Origin of the sequence: Amycolatopsis sp. NPDC005232 (genome assembly GCF_040607795.1) — a bacterium.
Classification (GTDB): domain Bacteria; phylum Actinomycetota; class Actinomycetes; order Mycobacteriales; family Pseudonocardiaceae; genus Amycolatopsis.
Map to the genome: position 1 here is coordinate 21,468 of NZ_JBEXHL010000043.1, position 16,314 is coordinate 37,781.

The 16,314-nt window shown below is 69.7% G+C and carries 12 protein-coding genes; 7 read left to right on the forward strand and 5 right to left on the reverse strand.

What is annotated here, in order from left to right:
- Window positions 1-53: 53 nt before the first annotated feature.
- The 3 genes from ABZU76_RS44975 to ABZU76_RS44985 are packed head-to-tail and all read right to left on the reverse strand — an operon-like array spanning window position 54 to window position 6,291.
- Window positions 54-1,364, reverse strand: a complete 1,311-nt coding sequence (locus tag ABZU76_RS44975) for a hypothetical protein (RefSeq protein ID WP_354882556.1) — start codon at window positions 1,362-1,364, stop codon at window positions 54-56.
- Complete coding sequence (locus ABZU76_RS44980; protein WP_354882559.1) at window positions 1,361-3,637, reverse strand: aminoglycoside phosphotransferase family protein; 2,277 nt, start codon at window positions 3,635-3,637, stop codon at window positions 1,361-1,363. The genes ABZU76_RS44975 and ABZU76_RS44980 overlap by 4 nt, the downstream gene beginning before the upstream one ends.
- Window positions 3,634-6,291 carry an HAD hydrolase family protein gene (locus ABZU76_RS44985; RefSeq protein ID WP_354882562.1) on the reverse strand — a complete coding sequence of 886 codons (2,658 nt, stop codon included), beginning with the start codon at window positions 6,289-6,291 and terminating at the stop codon, window positions 3,634-3,636. The genes ABZU76_RS44980 and ABZU76_RS44985 overlap by 4 nt, the downstream gene beginning before the upstream one ends.
- A gap of 581 nt (window positions 6,292-6,872) precedes the next feature.
- Between ABZU76_RS44985 and ABZU76_RS44990 the strand changes: the two genes are divergently transcribed.
- The 5 genes from ABZU76_RS44990 to ABZU76_RS45010 all read left to right on the forward strand — a co-directional run bounded on the left by ABZU76_RS44990 (window position 6,873) and on the right by ABZU76_RS45010 (window position 10,302).
- Window positions 6,873-7,610 carry a GNAT family N-acetyltransferase gene (locus ABZU76_RS44990; protein WP_354882565.1) on the forward strand — a complete coding sequence of 246 codons (738 nt, stop codon included), beginning with the start codon at window positions 6,873-6,875 and terminating at the stop codon, window positions 7,608-7,610.
- Between the two features lie 128 nt (window positions 7,611-7,738).
- Complete coding sequence (locus ABZU76_RS44995) at window positions 7,739-7,948, forward strand: hypothetical protein (RefSeq protein WP_354882567.1); 210 nt, start codon at window positions 7,739-7,741, stop codon at window positions 7,946-7,948.
- Window positions 7,949-8,204: 256 nt separating this feature from the next.
- Entirely contained in the window at window positions 8,205-8,702 is a 498-nt protein-coding gene (locus tag ABZU76_RS45000; RefSeq protein ID WP_354882570.1) for a hypothetical protein, read from the forward strand.
- A gap of 106 nt (window positions 8,703-8,808) precedes the next feature.
- Complete coding sequence (locus ABZU76_RS45005) at window positions 8,809-9,435, forward strand: DedA family protein (protein ID WP_354882573.1); 627 nt, start codon at window positions 8,809-8,811, stop codon at window positions 9,433-9,435.
- A gap of 30 nt (window positions 9,436-9,465) precedes the next feature.
- Complete coding sequence (locus tag ABZU76_RS45010) at window positions 9,466-10,302, forward strand: undecaprenyl-diphosphate phosphatase (protein WP_354882576.1); 837 nt, start codon at window positions 9,466-9,468, stop codon at window positions 10,300-10,302.
- 395 nt (window positions 10,303-10,697) lie between these two features.
- Here the strand turns inward: ABZU76_RS45010 and ABZU76_RS45015 are convergent, their stop codons facing one another.
- Both ABZU76_RS45015 and ABZU76_RS45020 read right to left on the reverse strand, forming a co-directional pair.
- Window positions 10,698-11,414, reverse strand: coding sequence for a glutamine amidotransferase (locus ABZU76_RS45015; RefSeq protein WP_354882579.1), 717 nt, complete (start codon window positions 11,412-11,414; stop codon window positions 10,698-10,700).
- A complete protein-coding gene (locus ABZU76_RS45020) occupies window positions 11,407-12,675 on the reverse strand; it encodes a MurT ligase domain-containing protein (protein ID WP_354882582.1) in 1,269 nt (422 codons plus the stop codon). The genes ABZU76_RS45015 and ABZU76_RS45020 overlap by 8 nt, the downstream gene beginning before the upstream one ends.
- Before the next feature lie 264 nt (window positions 12,676-12,939).
- Here ABZU76_RS45020 and efeU point away from each other — a divergent pair, with 264 nt between their 5' ends.
- Both efeU and efeB read left to right on the forward strand, forming a co-directional pair.
- Entirely contained in the window at window positions 12,940-14,958 is a 2,019-nt protein-coding gene (efeU, locus tag ABZU76_RS45025) for an iron uptake transporter permease EfeU (protein WP_354882584.1), read from the forward strand.
- Between the two features lie 54 nt (window positions 14,959-15,012).
- Window positions 15,013-16,227: an iron uptake transporter deferrochelatase/peroxidase subunit gene (gene efeB, locus ABZU76_RS45030; protein WP_354882587.1), complete on the forward strand. Its 1,215-nt coding sequence runs from the start codon at window positions 15,013-15,015 to the stop codon at window positions 16,225-16,227.
- The last annotated feature ends 87 nt before the right edge of the window (window positions 16,228-16,314 follow it).

A 16,314-nucleotide genomic window follows, 5' to 3' on the forward strand; every position in this document is an offset into this window, starting at 1 on the left:
CCCGAACGTCGCTGCGAGGAACAGTCCCACCGCCAGCACTCGGCTCCAGGCCTTCACCCGAGTGCCTCTTTCGATCGGGCGGCTTGATTCCGCCATCGCCACAGCACGCCGAGGGCGGCGACAGCGACCAGGCATTGCACGATGAGAAAGCCCGCGCCGACCAGATTCAGGTGTGTCACGGGAACCACCGCCACCACGCCGATCACCCCGAGCGCGCTGCCGGCTTCCAACGCGGCGACCATCGGCCCGCGCCCGTGGGCGATACCCGCCGCGACCACCAGCGTGATGACGAGCCGTGGCAGGCAGCCGAGCATGACCAAGCGCAGCAACCAGGCGCCCTCATCGGCGTAGTCCTGCCCGAACACAGACAGCAGTGGGTGCGCGATTGCGACCGCTAGCAGCAGCGCCGGGACGAAGACGATCGCGAGCTTGCGGCATCCGATTCCGAAAAGTTCCCGGGTGCGGTGGGGTTCGTGCGCAATCCGCACGATGATCGACTGGGAAAAGCTGATCGCGGCGTAGTCCACTGTGTTCCCGGCCATCCACACCAGGAAGAAGACCGCTCCCGTCTCGGGGCCGAACCGCCCGATCACTAACAACGGCACGAGGTCGGTCAGAAAGCCCCCGGTCACCTTCGCCGGGTACGTCGGCGCGAGCAGCCGCACCACCTCGCGCCGGTCCGGGAGGACCGGCGTGCGCTGCGCCAGTGTGGGTTCCGGGTCACGGGTGAGCACCCGGTAGAGCACGACGGAGATCACCGCCACCCCCGCGACGGCCGGAGCGATCCACGACAGCAGGATGCCGGTCGCGCCGAACGCGGGCCCGGCGAGCGCCAGGATGCCGACGCGGGCGAGTCCGATTGTCGCGTTCTCGTAGGGCACCCAGCGGGCCCGGCCCAGCGAGACCAGGACGGCGTCCTGGAACTGGAACAGCGCCCAGGCCACGGCGGCGAACAGGAACGCGGCAGTGCTGAACCGGGGAAGGCTCTCGGTGATCTCGTCGCCGGTGGGCAGCAGGAGCACGGTGCACGCCGCAAGCACGGAACCGGCAAGCACCAGGCCGTAGCAGCGGACGATGAGCCCGGTGCGGCGGACGCCTGCGCGGGGAACCCAGCGCATCAGGGCAGCACCCAGCCCCAGGTCGCCGAGTCCGGCCACCAGAAGGAACCCGGAGACGAACGCGGAGGCGTGCCCGACCTGCTCCTGGGGCAGCAGGCGGGCGGCCACGACCCAGGCCGCGACACCGACGAGTGAGGTCAGCACGGCGCCCACGACCAGCGACGTGCCGTCGCGGACCATGGTCTGCTCGGAATTGCGGCCGGCTCGCCGGCTCGCCGAGGTGCCGAACGCGGAATCGCCGCTCACGGGATTTCCCGGGAAAGCGTGCGCAGAACCGCGACGAGGTTGCGGCGCAACCAGATTGGGTTCGCGCCGTAGCGGGAGGACTTCGCGAGATTGGCCGAGACCATGTGCAGCCACCCCAACAGTACGAGCGTGCGAAGGGGTACCGGATCGCCGCCCAGCGTGCTCCGGTCGCTCAGCACGTCTGCGAGCGCGGGCGCTGAGCCGGGCGCGAGCCACGTGGTGACCACGGCGCCGAGTTCGTGCCCGGTCACCGCCATGTCGGTGGCCAGCACGAGGCTGGCCACGTCGACGGCGACGAGCCCGCCGCTGGTCGCCTGCCCCCAGTCGACGATGCCGGTGACCCGGTCATCGGCATCGACGAGCACGTTGTCGGCGCTGAAATCTCCGTGGACCCATCCCACGGGCAGTCGCCGGTCCTGCAATCCCGCTGAGAGCTCCTCCACGAGCCGATCGACCACGGTTCCGGCCCGTGGCGGAACCTCCGCCCGCACCAGCGCCGCCGGATCGGTGACGTGCCGTCGGAGCAGGCAGCCGTCGACTCGGGTCAGTCCCGCCGTGCGCCGGTGCAGTCCGCCGATGGCGGTGAGCGCCGCGGTGGTGAACCGGGCCTGTCCTACCGGATCGGCCATGCGGGCGCGCGCGTCCGCACCGGGGAGCAGTTCTTGCAGGCTGTAGGAGGCGCCCAGGGCGTTCCCCACGTCGTATACGGCCGGCACCAGGTGCCGCCAGCCGTCCAGCCGGGGATCTTCTCGCAGGTGGAGGAGTGCGCCCACCTCGTGCAGGAGCGCTTCTCGTCCCTCCTCGGTGTCGGCAACCTTCAGCAGACCGGCGTAGCGGTCACCGGGACCCACCGTCGCGATCGCGGAGTCCGACCGCCCGCGCAACCGGTGCTGGAGCCGCCAAGACCGGGACCTGAGCGCGGTCGGGGCGATCCGGCGCAGGAGGCCCCAGCTGCGCACGCCCGCAAGCGGGCCGACGATGGGGCGCGGCGCCCAGTCGGCCCGCAGCCACAGGATCACGCACGCGAGGACGGTTTGCCCGGCCAGCAGGGCCAGCCCGACCCCGGCGATGTCGAAGACCGGCATCAGGACCAGTGCCAGGCTCACCACGAGAACCGAAAGGCTCCCGAGGAGCGTGGCCACCACGCCAGTTCGCCGGAGAGTTCGGGCGTGGCTCACCGCGGCGGCGACGATGACGTTGGGCAACGCCGATGCTGCCATCAGCGGCAGCACCCAACGGCCGGCATCGGCATAGCCGGGGCCCAGCAGCCGCAGCACCCAGGGCGCGGCCAGGACGAGCGCGACGACCGACGGCAGGAGCACGATCAGCGACCGTCGCTCGACTCCCGCCCGGGCGGCGGCCGCGTGCTCGGGGTCGAGTGCCATGTGCGCTACCAGCGACTGCCCCATCGCCGCGGGGACCAGGTAGAGCGTGTAGGCGATCGTCCACGCCACGGCGAAGGTCGCGGTCGGCCGGGCGCCGAGCACGCCGAGCACCAGCACCGGCAACAGTTGGGTGCAGGCGAGCCAGCACGTCGCACCGAAGAAGTCACCGCCCAGGTATCCGGCAAGCGCCCGGAGCGAAATCCGTTCTCCGGCGGTTGCCATGGCCTCGTGCGCGGGCAGCGCGTGCAGGAACAGGTATCCGGTGGTTGCGAGTACTGCCACCGCGGCGGCGGCCATCCATGAAACGGTGATTCCGCCGAGGGGCAAGGCTGCCGCGAGAGCGGCCAGCAATCCGAGCTTCACCACGGAGAAAACCAGGTTCTCGACAGGGACCACCCTCGCCCGGCCGACGGCGGTCAGCACGCCGTCCTGCATCACGAAGAGCGCCCATATCGCGCAGGCACCCGCGCACCCGGCGATCGCGACGGGACTGTGTAGGAGGCCGGCAAGATCCGGCGACCACCAGCGGACGCCGAGCGCGAACACCAGACCGGCCAGACCCGCCAGCCCGCCGCCGACCAGGTACGCCACCGCCACCAACCGGCGCGCCTGAGGCCCGGCCACCGGGACGAACCGGATGAGCACGTTCATCAGGTTCAGCTGCGCGACCCCGGCAAGGAACATGATCGCGAACACCAGCGCGGAATTGCGGCCGAGTACAGCCTGGTCGTAGCCGTGCGCGGCCACGATCCAGAACACCAGGCCGATTCCGGACGTCAGGGCAGAACTCAGGACCAGTGCGTAGCCGTGGCCGTACAAGGAGCGCCGGGGAAACGCCCCGCCTGGGGGTATCGCTCGCTCGGGCTGTCCTCGCACGGCAGTCGTCATCGCGTACTCACCGCCGCCCTTGACAGGCACCGGGCAACCGCCGCGGGCAGGCCTCGCGCGCCCGCGTTGGACGCGTCGAGCAGAGTCAGCAACGTGCGCGTGCGCGCGGTGTGGGCCGGCGGCCGGCACGCCCCGCAGGTGCCCGGGCGATGGCCGATCAACAGCGTCACGGCCTGCGCGACACCTGCGGCGTACCGACGGCGCAACACCGGTACCTGGGACCCGTGCACTCGCGCGTCTGCGTTGCCGGGTGCGTAGGCGACTCTCGCCGTCCGCAACATCGGCAGGTCCGCCGCGGTGTCCCCGATCGCCCACGACGCCGCGTCGACCCCGAGCCGGGCCGTGAGAGCGCCCAGGCCAGTGCCTTTGTCCACCGCGGCGGCGACGAAATCGGTCTGGCCGTCGCCCACGATCGTGCGGAGTTGTGTGGTGGCGTCTCCCACCTGCTCCAGCACGCGGTCAACCACCTCGGCGGGCAGGGCACGCCGAACCGTGCCGGAGTCACGCCGGTAGGCGCGGACGATGCGCTGGTAGTCCTGGTCCACGACCACGTCACTCCGGGTCGCCAGGGCATCCCGTACCCGGTCGAGTGCGTCAGCTCCCTGTGAGGGAACGAGGTCGTACGCCGCGCCGTCGTGGAAGACGACGGATCCGTACTCGGCGACACCACCCGCCAGTCCGTAGGATGTGCACCGCTCGCGGACCTCGTCCAAACAGCGGCCGGTGACCAGGACCGGCCGGAAGCCGTGGGCGAGCAACGCGCGCAGGCTGAGCGCGGCGGTCGGAGTGGCCATGGGAAACCCGAGTGCGTCCGATTCGAGCACCCCGTCCACGTCGAGAGCGCACACCGCGCCGTCCGAAGCGGCCTGCACTCCGTTGAGCAGCACCTCCCGCAGGTAGTGCTGTACGGCTCTCGCGCCGGCGCGGTGAACGGGGCGGCCCTGGCGCTCACGGTCCCACAGGTGCACGAGTTCATAAAGGAGGAACCGTTCGGGGTCGCACGGCATTGCCAGGCGGAGGGACTTCGCGAACGCAGGGTCCGCGCTGCCCGGGTCAATTCCGGCCAGGTCATACACCGGGTCATAGCAGGCCAGGTCGGTGTTGGCGAAGTCGCGGACATCCGCGTCCACTTTGTACAGCCCCGCGGGGCCGCGGAACCAGTGGCCGAGACCTGTCGCGCCGTCCACCACGGAGGGCTCGGCCACCTCGCACAGGCGGCGGATCAGAGGATCGATCAGGACGGGCCGAAGCACCACGCCGGCGCGGCCGTAGTTGCGCTCGACCACCCGGCTCGCCGCCTCCCACACCGGTTGCCGGCCGGCCAGCCCGGCGGCGTGATCGGCTCCGGCGGGCATGGCGGCCGCTCGGTCGCGGACATAGCCGGCCAGCCGTTCCGCGTCGGCGGCGTCCGCGTTTCGCAGCCTGTGCTCGGTCGGCAACCAGTCACGGAACACGATGCCGTCGAAGAAGCCGTACGTGTGCGGCAGGTGCTGGGACACCGCGTGTGCGACGGCGAGCGAATGCCTCCCGAAGAAACCCAGCCCGGCCCCGGCGGCCACAATGCGCCGGTATTCGCCGTCAGGCAAGCCGACGTCGAACACCGCGCGGGCATGCTCCCGCCCAAAGGACACGCCGATGTGCGGCACTCGGCTGACCGAACGAACCGGCCGGCCCAGGAGCGCGGACAGCGACCGCACCACGGCTTCGGTCTCGAGCCGGTCGTGGATCGCCCAGTCGCGATAGGGCAACGTGACGGAGTCATAGCCGGCCAAAGTGGCCGGTGGGGTGTCAGCGAACAGCGGGAGCAGCACCGTGAGAGCGCTTTCGGCGACTCCGGCCCGACGGACGGCAGACGTCACGTCGGCGATGGACTGTCCGGTCTCGGGCGGATCGTCGACCACGGCGATCCTGCCTCCGCGTTCGGCGACCGACTGCACCAGGGCGCGCAACCGCGGCGGTAGCCGGTGGCCCGGCCGCGCCGATTCGGCGTGTACCTCACCGTAGCCGGCGTCGCGCAATGCGGCGGCGACCAGCGGTGCGAGGTAATTGCCTGAAGTGCGCACCCCCAGGACCACGACAGGCCGTTCGCGGTCTGGGTACCGCAGTCGCAATCGCGTCGCGAGCGTGACCATATCGGCCGGCTCCTGATCGAAACTCCGGAAACACGACGGGATCCGGAGGATCGCGCTGGTGAGGTGGCGGTCTAGCGAGCCGAGTGAGGCGCGCAGGCGGACAGCTGCGGTAGCCCACGAATCGAATTCGCCCTCCGGTGCGTCGGCGACCACCTGCAGAGCGGCCGCGTCGCGCAACGTCGCCGCGGCGTCGCGCCAGCGGATGGTCTGCCGCTCACCGGCCCGTGATGATCTCGCGATCTCGCCGGCCGCAGCGACTCTTCCCAGCAGATCGGGAAGAACCGTAGTCGCATCCCGGTCGCGAAGGTACGCGGCTGCGCGATGCAGGGCGAAGGTGTCCCGCTGGAGGTGGTCCTCCACGATCTGCACCGCGGCGGCCGCGAGCAGGTAGGTGTCGAGGATGTCCTGTGCGGCCACGCGATCGATCAGCCGGTGCGAGATCTCGGTCAAGTCGGAGAGCAGGTCGGCCACGACGAGCAGATCACCGTCGAAGATCGGTTTCCCGTCGTGCGAATGCCTCATCGAAGCGCCCCCAGGTTGGTGTTCGCCACGTGTATTCACAGAATCCCTCATCACCCGGAATTCGCTCATCCGGTTCCGGCTGTTACAGCGGAAGTATCGATTTCGGGTAAATTTGTGGGCGAAAAATTCAACGATCTTGTGTAACCCTTGCCTCGAATCGGACGAATTACCAGGTGCGTCATCCGTCTCAAAGGCTGTGGGTGAGGAGCGAAGGGGGCCGTGTCATGTATTGGCAACGTGTGAAAAATCTGTCGGGCGGGCGGGTTGACGGACCGGCCGAGGACAGTTTAGTGAGAATGATCAGCCCGGCCCCCCGCGCGGAATGGGTGGCGATCATGCGTAGTGATCCGTACGCTTTGGAGAGCCAATCACCGGAATGGGCAGATGCAATGTGCGTAGCCCACCGGCTGCGGGACGTGAGCAGGCTGTACGAAACGGCTGGGGGTCGGACGCTCGTCCTGCCGATGCTCCGGCGTCCGCCGGTGCCCGGGTTCTTCACAGCGGAGCAGTCCAATCCACCGGCGTGTGGGCTCGGTGGGCTGCTCGCGGCGGGAGGTACGCGGACCGGTGAGGTCAACGCCGTGCTCGCGGACCTGGCGACGCGGGGGGTTGTGGTCCAGTCCGTGTCGCCGGGCCCGCTCGAGGTGGACGCGTGGCGTGAGGCACACCACCCGCGAGCCCTCGTTCGTCCGCACCACGTGCACCTGCTGGATTTGCAGGGCGGTTGGGACGAGGTGTGGTCGCACCGTTTCAGCAAGACCTCCCGGCGTGGTGTCCGGACAGCAGAGCGTAACTGCGTCACGGTGGAACGCGGCACCAGAGGCGAACTTCTTCCGGAGTTCTACGCGCTGATGGAACGAGCGGTCCTGCGGTGGTCGCGCCAGCAGCACGAGCCGGCGTGGCTCGCGAGGCGACGGCTGCACCGGCGGGATCCGCGCGAGAAGTTCGAGGCGATTGGACGTTGCCTGGGTGACCGCTTCCAGGTGTGGGTAGCCCGTGTCGACGGCAGGCCCGCCGCGGCCTGCCTCGTGACACGGGGCGCCAACGCGCATGACTTCCGCGGGGTCATGGACGAAGAATTGAAGCACTACCGGGCCACCGACCTGCTGCAGGCGCGGGCGATCCAGGACGCGTGCGAGGCCGGGTGCCGCTACTACTACCTCGGCGAATCCGGCACCGGGACACTCGGCCAGTTCAAGGAACGCTTCGGTGCGCGCCGAATCGTGTCCCCGGAGTTCCGGTTCGAACGCCTTCCGGTCAGCCGGGTCGAACGGGGAGTCAAGGCCGCGGTCAAAAAGATCATCGGTTTTCAAGACTGACTCCCGGCGTTGCGCGGCCCAACCTCCTGCCCGCTGTCGTCGGATGCCAGCCGTCCTTTCTCGCGGACGCGCCCAGAGCTTGGATGACGTGATGGCGATCTTGACCGTGTTGGGCCCGGTTCACTCCGATGCTGGAGGTGGTGCACGCTCAGATCGAAGCCCGACATCCAGTGCACGAGCCCGGCCGCCGAGATCGTCAGCAGGAGGAAAACCAGTGCCGCGGCCTCGGCGGCGACGGCAGGATCGATGGTCCTGCCGGCGCCCGTCGGTTCCGCGAGGGCGTGCACGAATCCGACGGTACGACCCGGGCGATCAACACCCGGTTCGCGCGTGGTTAAAGAAACTTTGCCCGCCGGAGTCCGATCCCCATGCGGATCCGGAAACACTTCGGCGGATCGCCGAAATCGACCAGGGCACGGCAAAATTCCGGCCAAGTCGGCGGCCTGACGTCCCGCGTCGGTGCACTCTCGGATCATGGCTGTCCGCGACGTGGCCCACGCGATGCACGCTCGAGCCGCCCGTGTTCTCCGGTTGGTGCGGCCGGCCGTGCGCCGCGCTCCGTCGGTGCGGGTGTGGGACCGGGTCGAGGCGGTGGTGATCCTCGTGCTGTGTGTGCTGCTGATCGGGTCGGTGCCGATCAGCTACGGCGTGGCGTCGTCCTCGTTCGCGAACGATCAGGTCGTGGACGCGCACCTCGGTGCGCGCTACCAGGTCACGGCCAAGGCGTTTCCCGGCCCGCCCGCCTTGACCCCGCGCGGGGCCGACCGGTCGCCTGTGATGCGGCGCGTGCGAGGCAGCTGGACGGCGCCGAACGGAGCGCCACGCAGCGGCGACTTGATGGTCGAACTCAGCCCGGGCGGCCCGGATGCGGTGAAGATCTGGGTTGATCGCGACGGCGTCCGACAGCCTGCGCCGCGCAGCCTCGCCGACCTGCTCTTCGTGGCCATTCTCAACGGGATCGCGCTGGAGCTCGGGTTTGTCGTCGCCGCATTGCTGGTGTACGTCGCGGCTCGGTTCGTGCTGGATCGAGGCCGAGACCGGGATTGGGAGCACGACTGGAGGCGCCTTGCCGGGGTCGGCACCGAGGCCTGACGCACCGACGCGGAAGGCGGGGCGAGCCGGCAAGTAAAACGACAATGGTGTAGAAATACTACATAGTTGTCGTAGTTACTGGCCTCCGTGGAAGGCGGTCTCCTGCATGAATCCGTTGAGCGCGACGTCGTGGCTGTCGAGCCTCGGTACCGCGGGGGTGTTCCTCGTGTTGTTCGCCGAAACCGGCCTGTTGATCGGGTTTTTCCTGCCTGGTGACTCGCTGCTGTTCACTGCCGGGTTGTTCTGTACGACCAGCGCGACCGCCGCCGTCCACCTGTCGCTCCCGCTGGTGCTGGTGGCCGCCGTGGCCGGCGCGTTGCTGGGGGCGCAGACCGGGTTCGTCCTCGGCCGCCGGGGTGGCCGCGCGCTGCTCGCGCGTACCGGCAACAAGCATCTGCACGGAGGAATCGCCCGCGCCGAAGAGCTATTCACCCGCTACGGCCACGCGAAGGCCATCGTGCTTGCAAGGTTCATCCCGGTCGTGCGCACGGTATTGAACCCACTCGCCGGCATTCTCGAGGTGCCGGCGCGGACGTTCACCCTGTGGCAGGTGCTGGGTGGGCTGCTGTGGTCGATCGGTGTGACTGTCGCCGGCTACCTTCTCGGAGCGAGCGTGCCCGGGATCGACCAGTACCTGTTGCCGATCGTGGCGCTCGTCGTGATCGTCTCGCTCATCCCGCTCGCGCTGGAACTGCTGCGCAGCCGCAAGCAGCGCCGCGGCGCCGGATCCTGACCCCCGTCCCTTTCCAGAAGGAAGAATTCGTTGAGCGCGATCGACCTCGGCCAGTCCGTGATCCTGGGGATCGTGGAGGGCCTGACCGAGTTCCTGCCGGTGTCCTCGACCGGGCACCTGAAGATCGCCGAGAGTGTCCTCGGCATCCCTGTCGACGACGCCTCGGTCGTCGGCTTCACTGCGGTGATCCAGGTCGGCGCGATCGTCGCCGTGCTGGTGTACTTTTTCCGCGACATCGTGCGGTTCGCGGCCGCGTGGGGCCGAGGATTGGTCAACGCGCAGGCTCGGCAGGAGCACGATTACAAGTTCGCGTGGTGGGTGATCCTCGCGACGATCCCGATCGTCGTGGCCGGGTTGCTGTTCCAATCGCTGGTCAAAGGTCCGCTCGCCTCGCTGTGGGTCGTCGCCATCTCCCTGATCGCCGGCAGTGCGATCATGTGGGCCGCGGACCGCTTCGGCACCGGCAAACGCCCGGAAGGCGAGGCCACCCTGGCCGACGCCATGCTCGTCGGATCCTCGCAGATCCTGGCTCTGCTGTTCCCCGGCTTTTCCCGTTCGGGCGCGACGATCTCGACCGGGCTGCTGCGCAACCTGGACCGCGTCGCCGCGACGCGCTTGTCGTTCTTCCTGTCCATTCCCGCCCTGACCGGTGCCGGGCTCTACGAGCTCAAAGACGCCCTTGGTGGCGGAGTCGACGCCCTCCCGCTCCTGGTGGGAACTGTCGTGTCGTTCGTAGTCGCTTACGCGGCGATCGCATGGCTGCTCAAGTTCGTCGCGGCGCACACGTTCACGGCGTTCGTCGTCTACCGCGTCGTCGTGGGTGTCGCCTTGCTGGCCGCGCTCGGGACGGGGCTGTTGTCCGCCTGACCCTGATCGGAGGCATCGAGCACGTCGACGCCTTCGGCAAGGAGTTCCTTCGCCGCGTCGACGATGCCCTGGCCTCGGTTCGCAAGGTCGGCGAGGCTTCGCCCTCACATAATCGGCGCGTCGCGGAGGTCTCGGTCCGGCAGCACCTCGGCAACGCGTGACAGGGCGTTCATCGCGTGCCACGCGGCCTGCGTCAGCGGGTCGGGTTCCGGGCGTCCTCGGCCAGCATCGACGGCTTTAGCTGAGCGGCGAGCCGGTCGGCCAGTTCGGACAGCCGAGCGGCTTGCGGCGAGCGGCGTTCGGGCATCGCGGGTCTCCGGAGTCGCTGGGTTACCGAGTCGGTCCAGAGCGTCACACGGCTGGGGCTGACGTCTGGCAAACGGAGTACCCGCCGTTCACGTTCGCGGGCCGCGTTTGGCCGCGCGGAGCCGTTCTTCACGCAGGGCGGCAACTTCCGGCATCGGCAGGTCGGCCGGCGGGGTGCCGAGGACCCAGCCGAGTAGGAGGTCGGCGAACGCGGGGTTGCGCGCGAGGACAGGGCCGTGGAGGTAGGTCGCGAGCACGCGGCCGGTCGCAGCACCTTCGGTTCCATCGCCGTTGCCGACACCGGTCCGGACGGTGCCGAGCGAGTGGCTGCCCGGGCCGCGGCGGGTGCGGCCGAGGTGGTTTTCGAATCCGGTGAGCGGTTCGGTTCCGATGTGTGGTCCGACATCGACAACGACTTCGCCGACCGCGCGCCGCGGACCGGGTTGGGTGGTCGCGTCGAGCAGGCCGAGGCCCGGGTGCGTGATGTCGTCGGAGGTGGTGAACGCCGTGCCCAGCACCTGCAGGCCGGCGCAGACGCCGAACACCACCGCGCCGCGACTGGCGGCCTGCTGCACGCCGGGCCGGGCGAGCAGGTGGGTGACCGCGACCGCTTGCGCGTCGTCTTCGCCGCCGCCGAGCAGATAGAGGTCGAGTGAAGTCGGCACGGCGTCGCGGATTTCGACCACGGCTGAGGCGATGCCACGCCACTGCAGGCGGCGCTGGAGCACCTGGGCGTTGCCGCCGTCGCTGTAGGTACCGAGGACGTCGGGCAGCACCAAGCCGATGCGCACCACGGACTCAGTCATCGCGCAGCTGCTGGTGCGCGTCGCGGAAGGCGGTGTAGTTCGCCACGAACTCGACGGGGCCGGGCGGCAGCGACGTGACCGCGTCGGCCGGGCGGCGGCAGACTGTGTGGCGCACCTCGGCGTACGTCAGGCGCACGGCGAGATCGCTGGCGCGTGCGCCTGCGGCGACCACGGGGCGGCCGCGCAGGTCTTCGAACGGGACGTCCCACAGCCACGATGTGTCACGCCCGTCGGCCTCGCTGCTGTTGACCGCGATCACGACTGGGGCGCGCGGATCGAGCAGAGGAAGTGTTTCGCGCCATCCCGCGGGGTTCTTGGCGAGCAGCAAGCGTACGTCTCGGCCGGACAGCTGCGAGCGCCGGTAGCGGCCGGCGACGTCGGTGATGGTGCGCAGCTGGGCGGCGGTGACGTGCGGTGAGACGCCGAGCCGGTCCGCCGTGGCGATGGCGACGGCGGCGTTGGCCGCGTTGGCCAGGCCGGGCAACCGCAGGTCGAGCGTGAGCGCGGTGCCCTGACTGCTGAGCAGCGTGTCGTCGATCAGCGTCCACTGTGGATCGGGGCGGGCGAGACCACACTCGCAGCCCCACTCGGACCCGGCACGCCAGACGGTGCGGCCGCACCGCGCGCAGGTGACCGCGTCGGCGGCCCACCTCTGGCCGGCGCTGACCCACAGTGGCCGCCGCGACGCGAAAGCAGCCGAGGTGACCATGGGATCGTCGCAGTTGGCGACCACCGTGGTGTCCGGCAGGGTCGCCGCGACCGCGCGGAGATCGCGTTCGAGCTGCCGCACTTCGCCGACCCGATCGAGCTGATCGCGGCTGAGGTTGAGTAGGACAAGGCATTCTGGCCGCACTTCACCGGCAATAGCGGGCAGGTAGGACTCGTCCACTTCGAGGACAGCCACCGGGGCGTGCGGTTTCGCCACCAGGGCGGCGACCACTCCCTCGGGCATGTTCGCCCCGTCGCCGTTGGTTGCGACCTCACCCAATGTCTGCAGAGCGTGGCTGAGCATCAGCGCGGTGGTGGTCTTGCCGTTCGTACCGGTCACCAGCACGACTGTCCGGCCCTGGCTGAGCCGTCGCAAGGCCGACGGATCCAATGCCAGGGCGACCCGGCCGCCGATCACACCTCCCGATCCCAGGCCCAGCCGCCGTGAAACCGCCGCCGTCCAGCGCGCGATTACCACGGCCAGTCGGGTCCGTGCGGGCAGCGGCGGTGCCGCGGTTCGCGCGTTGAGCGTGACCGGTGGGCTCGGGCTCACGGCGGGTTCTCCTTCTGTGTCCAGGTCGGGTCGCGGCCACCTTCAGGGCAGTCCCCTGTGAGGACGCTGAGAACCTGACGGCCGCTGTACCGCTCGACGGTAGGTGGCGGTTACCCAGGAAACGGTTCGAGCAGGGTTAACGCCGTGCTGCCTCTCAAGTTCACAGTGGACTCTGTTAACGAACGGCAAGAACGATTTGGTCGGACCCTTACCTGGCCTTTGGTTAGCTGAGCCTTGCCAAACTGACGAGAGGACGGGCTGCGCATGTGGGCCGAGGGCGTGCCGAACCTGGTGATCGGCCTGCGAGAAGGGCTGGAGATCGGCCTGGTCGTGAGCATCCTGCTCGCTGCTCTGCGCAAGACCTCGCCGGGGACGTCGGCGACCCCGTTGTGGACGGGGGTGCTCGCGGCGGCCGTCCTGTCGCTGGGCTTCGGCGCGGCACTGACGTTTTCGCGGGCGGAACTGACCGCGCGAGCGCAGAGCGTGTTCGCCGGAGTGTTGAGCTTGCTGGCCGTGGTGCTGGTGACGCTGATGGTGTTCTGGATGCGCCGGGCGTCCAGGGCGTTGTCGGGGGAGCTGCGGGCCAGGATCGGCGCGGCGGCCGCGATGGGAAGCGGAGCGCTGGCGCTGACGGCGTTCCTGGCCGTCGCGCGCGAAGGGGTCGAGACGGCGTTGTTCGTCTGGACCACGGTGCAGGCCTCCGGCCGGACGTGGGTTCCGCTGCTGGGCGCGGCGGTGGGGCTCGCGGTGGCGTTCGGGTTGTGCGTGCTGCTCTATCGCACGAGCGTGAAGCTGGATCTCGGCAAGTTCTTCACCCGCAGTGCGGTCGTGCTCATCGTCATCGCGGCCGGCGTGTTGTCCTACGGGATCGGCGAGTTGCAGACGGCCGGCGTGATCCCGGGTCATACCTGGACCGCGTTCGACTTGTCCCGCGTGGTCTCCACGGACGCGTGGTGGGTGTCGATCGTCACCGGGATCACCAACCTGGCTCCGGTGATGACTTGGACGCAGGTGATCATCTACGTCGTCTTCGCCGCTACCGTGCTCACGCTGTACTTCCGGCCGGTGCGCAACCGGGCCGAGGCTGAACCCGAGCGTGAAGAGCGGCAGCCGCGCCGAATCCGGCGCCCGTGGCTGTACCTGGCCGCAGCTGTGGTGCTCCCGCTCGCCGCGGTTGCCGGATTCGTGCTCGTCGCGCCATCGACAGGGAGTGCGCAGGCCACCGTCACCGTCACCGCGGCGGGCTGCGCCGAGGACTGGGCGGGTGCGACGGCCGGGCGTCGCACCTTCACCGTCGTCAACCAGTCTCCCCACGGCGGGGAGATCTATCTGGTTCGGGCCGCGGACGCGTCCGTGCTCGGGGAGATCGAGGGGCTCGGCCCCGGCACCCGTCGGTCGATCTCCGTGGACCTCGCGCCCGGCTCGTACGCGTGGCGGTGCGTCGTGCCGGGCGAGCTGGACCAGCGCTCGCCCGCCGGCCAGATCACTGGGACCGGAACGGCCGCGGTCGCGGTTCCAGTGCTGCCCATCGCGACCACGGACTTGGCGGGACCGTTGAAAGCCGACAAGGACTACATGCTGGCCACGGTGCGAACGGCCGGCACCGAAGCCCAGCATCTGTACGGCACGCTTCAGCGCGGGGACCTCGTCGGCGCGCGCACGGCGTGGCTGCCGGCCCAGCTGGCCTGGGAACGCACCGGTGCCGCCTACGGCGCGTTCGACGAGCTCGGCGTTGCCATCGCAGGACTCCCGCAAGGCCTGCCCCTCGGTACGGCGGATCCCGGCTTCACCGGCCTGCGCCGCCTCGAAGACGGGCTTTGGCACGGCGAATCAGCCGCTACGCTCACCCCGGTCGCGGCCAAGCTCGTGACCGATCTGCGGACGCTCGCCGTCACCTTGCCGACGATCGAGGACGATCCTGCCGATCTGCCGCGCAGGGCCCACGAAATTCTCGAAGACGCCGTGCGCCGCCACCTCACCGGGCTCTCGGACCAGGGCGCCGGTTCCGGCTACGCCGAGACTCTCGCGGACGTCGACGCCACCACCGCGAAACTCGACCGGTTGCACGACCTGATCACCGCGCGGCGGCCCCAGCTGCTGCCCACACTCGCCCGACAAACCCAGGCGCTGCGCGACACACTCGACGCCACCCGCGCCGGCGGTGCGTGGCGCCTGCCGTCCGCGGTCCCACTCTCGCAGCGGCAACAGGTCGACGCCGCGCTCGGCGCGATGCTCGAAAGCCTCGCCACCATCCCGACCCTGCTGGAGATCCGCGCAGGTTGACCCGGAACCGTCCCCCGCCCGAAACCGTTTCCTCCCCGATACCGGAGAACTACCATGTCTTTGAGCCGTCGCCGTTTCCTGCAGGGCGCGGGTGCCGGAGTGACCGGCAGCGCCCTTGCCGGAGGACTCTTCGCCGCCGGCGCTCGTGCCGACACCCCGCCGGCCGCGCAGGGCGACGGGGCGGTCGCTTTCCACGGCGCGAATCAGGCCGGCGTCCTCACTCCGGCGCCGCCAGCCGGCACCTTCGCCGCGTTCGACGTCACCACCGCCGACCGCGCCGGCCTGATGGCGTTGCTGCAAGCCCTGACAACGCGAGCCCGGGTGCTGACTGCCGGCGGCCCTCAGCCCGACCTCGGTGTCGGCTCGCCTCCTGCGGACAGTGCCGTGCTCGGACCGGACATGCCGGCAGACGGCCTCACCGTCACGGTCTCGGTGGGGCCGTCGTTGTTCGACTCTCGCTTCGGCCTAGCCGAGCGTAGGCCCGTGCACCTGAGCACGATGCCCGCGTTCCCGGACGACGCCCTCGATCCGGCGTGGTGCCACGGAGATCTGTTGCTGCAGATATGCGCCGCCACCGCCGACATCGCCCACCACGCACTGCGTGACCTGATGAAGCACACCCGGGCTTGGATGCAGCCGCGTTACCGCATCGACGGTTTCGTCCCGCCGCCGCGTCCGTCCGGTGCCCCCCGCAACCTCATGGGATTCAAGGACGGCATCGTGAATCCGGCCCCAGCCGACGCCGGCCCTGTGGTGTGGGTCGCCGCGGGACGCGGGGAACCAGCCTGGGCGACCGGCGGCTCGTACCAGGTGGTGCGCCTGATCCGGATGCTGATCGAGTTCTGGGACCGGGTGTCGCTCACCGAACAAGAACGGATGTTCGGGCGTCGCCGCGACACCGGAGCCCCGCTCGACGGTTCCGCCGAAACCGATGTGCCCGACTATCACCGCGACCCCGACGGCGCGATCATCCCGACCGACTCGCACATCCGGCTCGCCAACCCGCGCACGTCGGAGTCCGCGGGGAGTGCCTTGCTACGCCGCCCCTACAGCTACGACCGCGGTTTCGCGCCGACCGGCGAACTCGACTCCGGGCTGATCTTCTGCTGCTACCAGCAGAACCTCGTCTCCCAGTTCGAAGCCGTGCAGCACCGCCTGGCCGGCGAACCGCTCGCCGACTACCTGCGGCCCTTCGGCGGTGGCTACTACTTCACTTTGCCGGGCGTGCGTGACGACCACGACTGGTACGGCAGCGCCTTGTTGAGTTGACCCTCCCGGGCATCGGCGCAGGCGGCCAACAACCTCTCCGTCGCGGTGTCCCGGCCGAACCCAGCCGTGCGCGGCCGCGTGTCGAGC

What these genes read in the sequence shown, in the direction of transcription:
- ABZU76_RS44980 (WP_354882559.1), bottom strand. Translation starts at nt 3,637, where the DNA reads ATGACGACTGCCGTGCGAGGACAGCCCGAGCGAGCGATACCCCCAGGC.
- ABZU76_RS44985 (WP_354882562.1), bottom strand. Translation starts at nt 6,291, where the DNA reads ATGAGGCATTCGCACGACGGGAAACCGATCTTCGACGGTGATCTGCTC.
- ABZU76_RS44995 (WP_354882567.1), top strand. Translation starts at nt 7,739, where the DNA reads ATGCTGGAGGTGGTGCACGCTCAGATCGAAGCCCGACATCCAGTGCAC.
- ABZU76_RS45005 (WP_354882573.1), top strand. Translation starts at nt 8,809, where the DNA reads ATGAATCCGTTGAGCGCGACGTCGTGGCTGTCGAGCCTCGGTACCGCG.
- ABZU76_RS45015 (WP_354882579.1), bottom strand. Translation starts at nt 11,414, where the DNA reads ATGACTGAGTCCGTGGTGCGCATCGGCTTGGTGCTGCCCGACGTCCTC.
- efeU (WP_354882584.1), top strand. Translation starts at nt 12,940, where the DNA reads ATGTGGGCCGAGGGCGTGCCGAACCTGGTGATCGGCCTGCGAGAAGGG.
- efeB (WP_354882587.1), top strand. Translation starts at nt 15,013, where the DNA reads ATGTCTTTGAGCCGTCGCCGTTTCCTGCAGGGCGCGGGTGCCGGAGTG.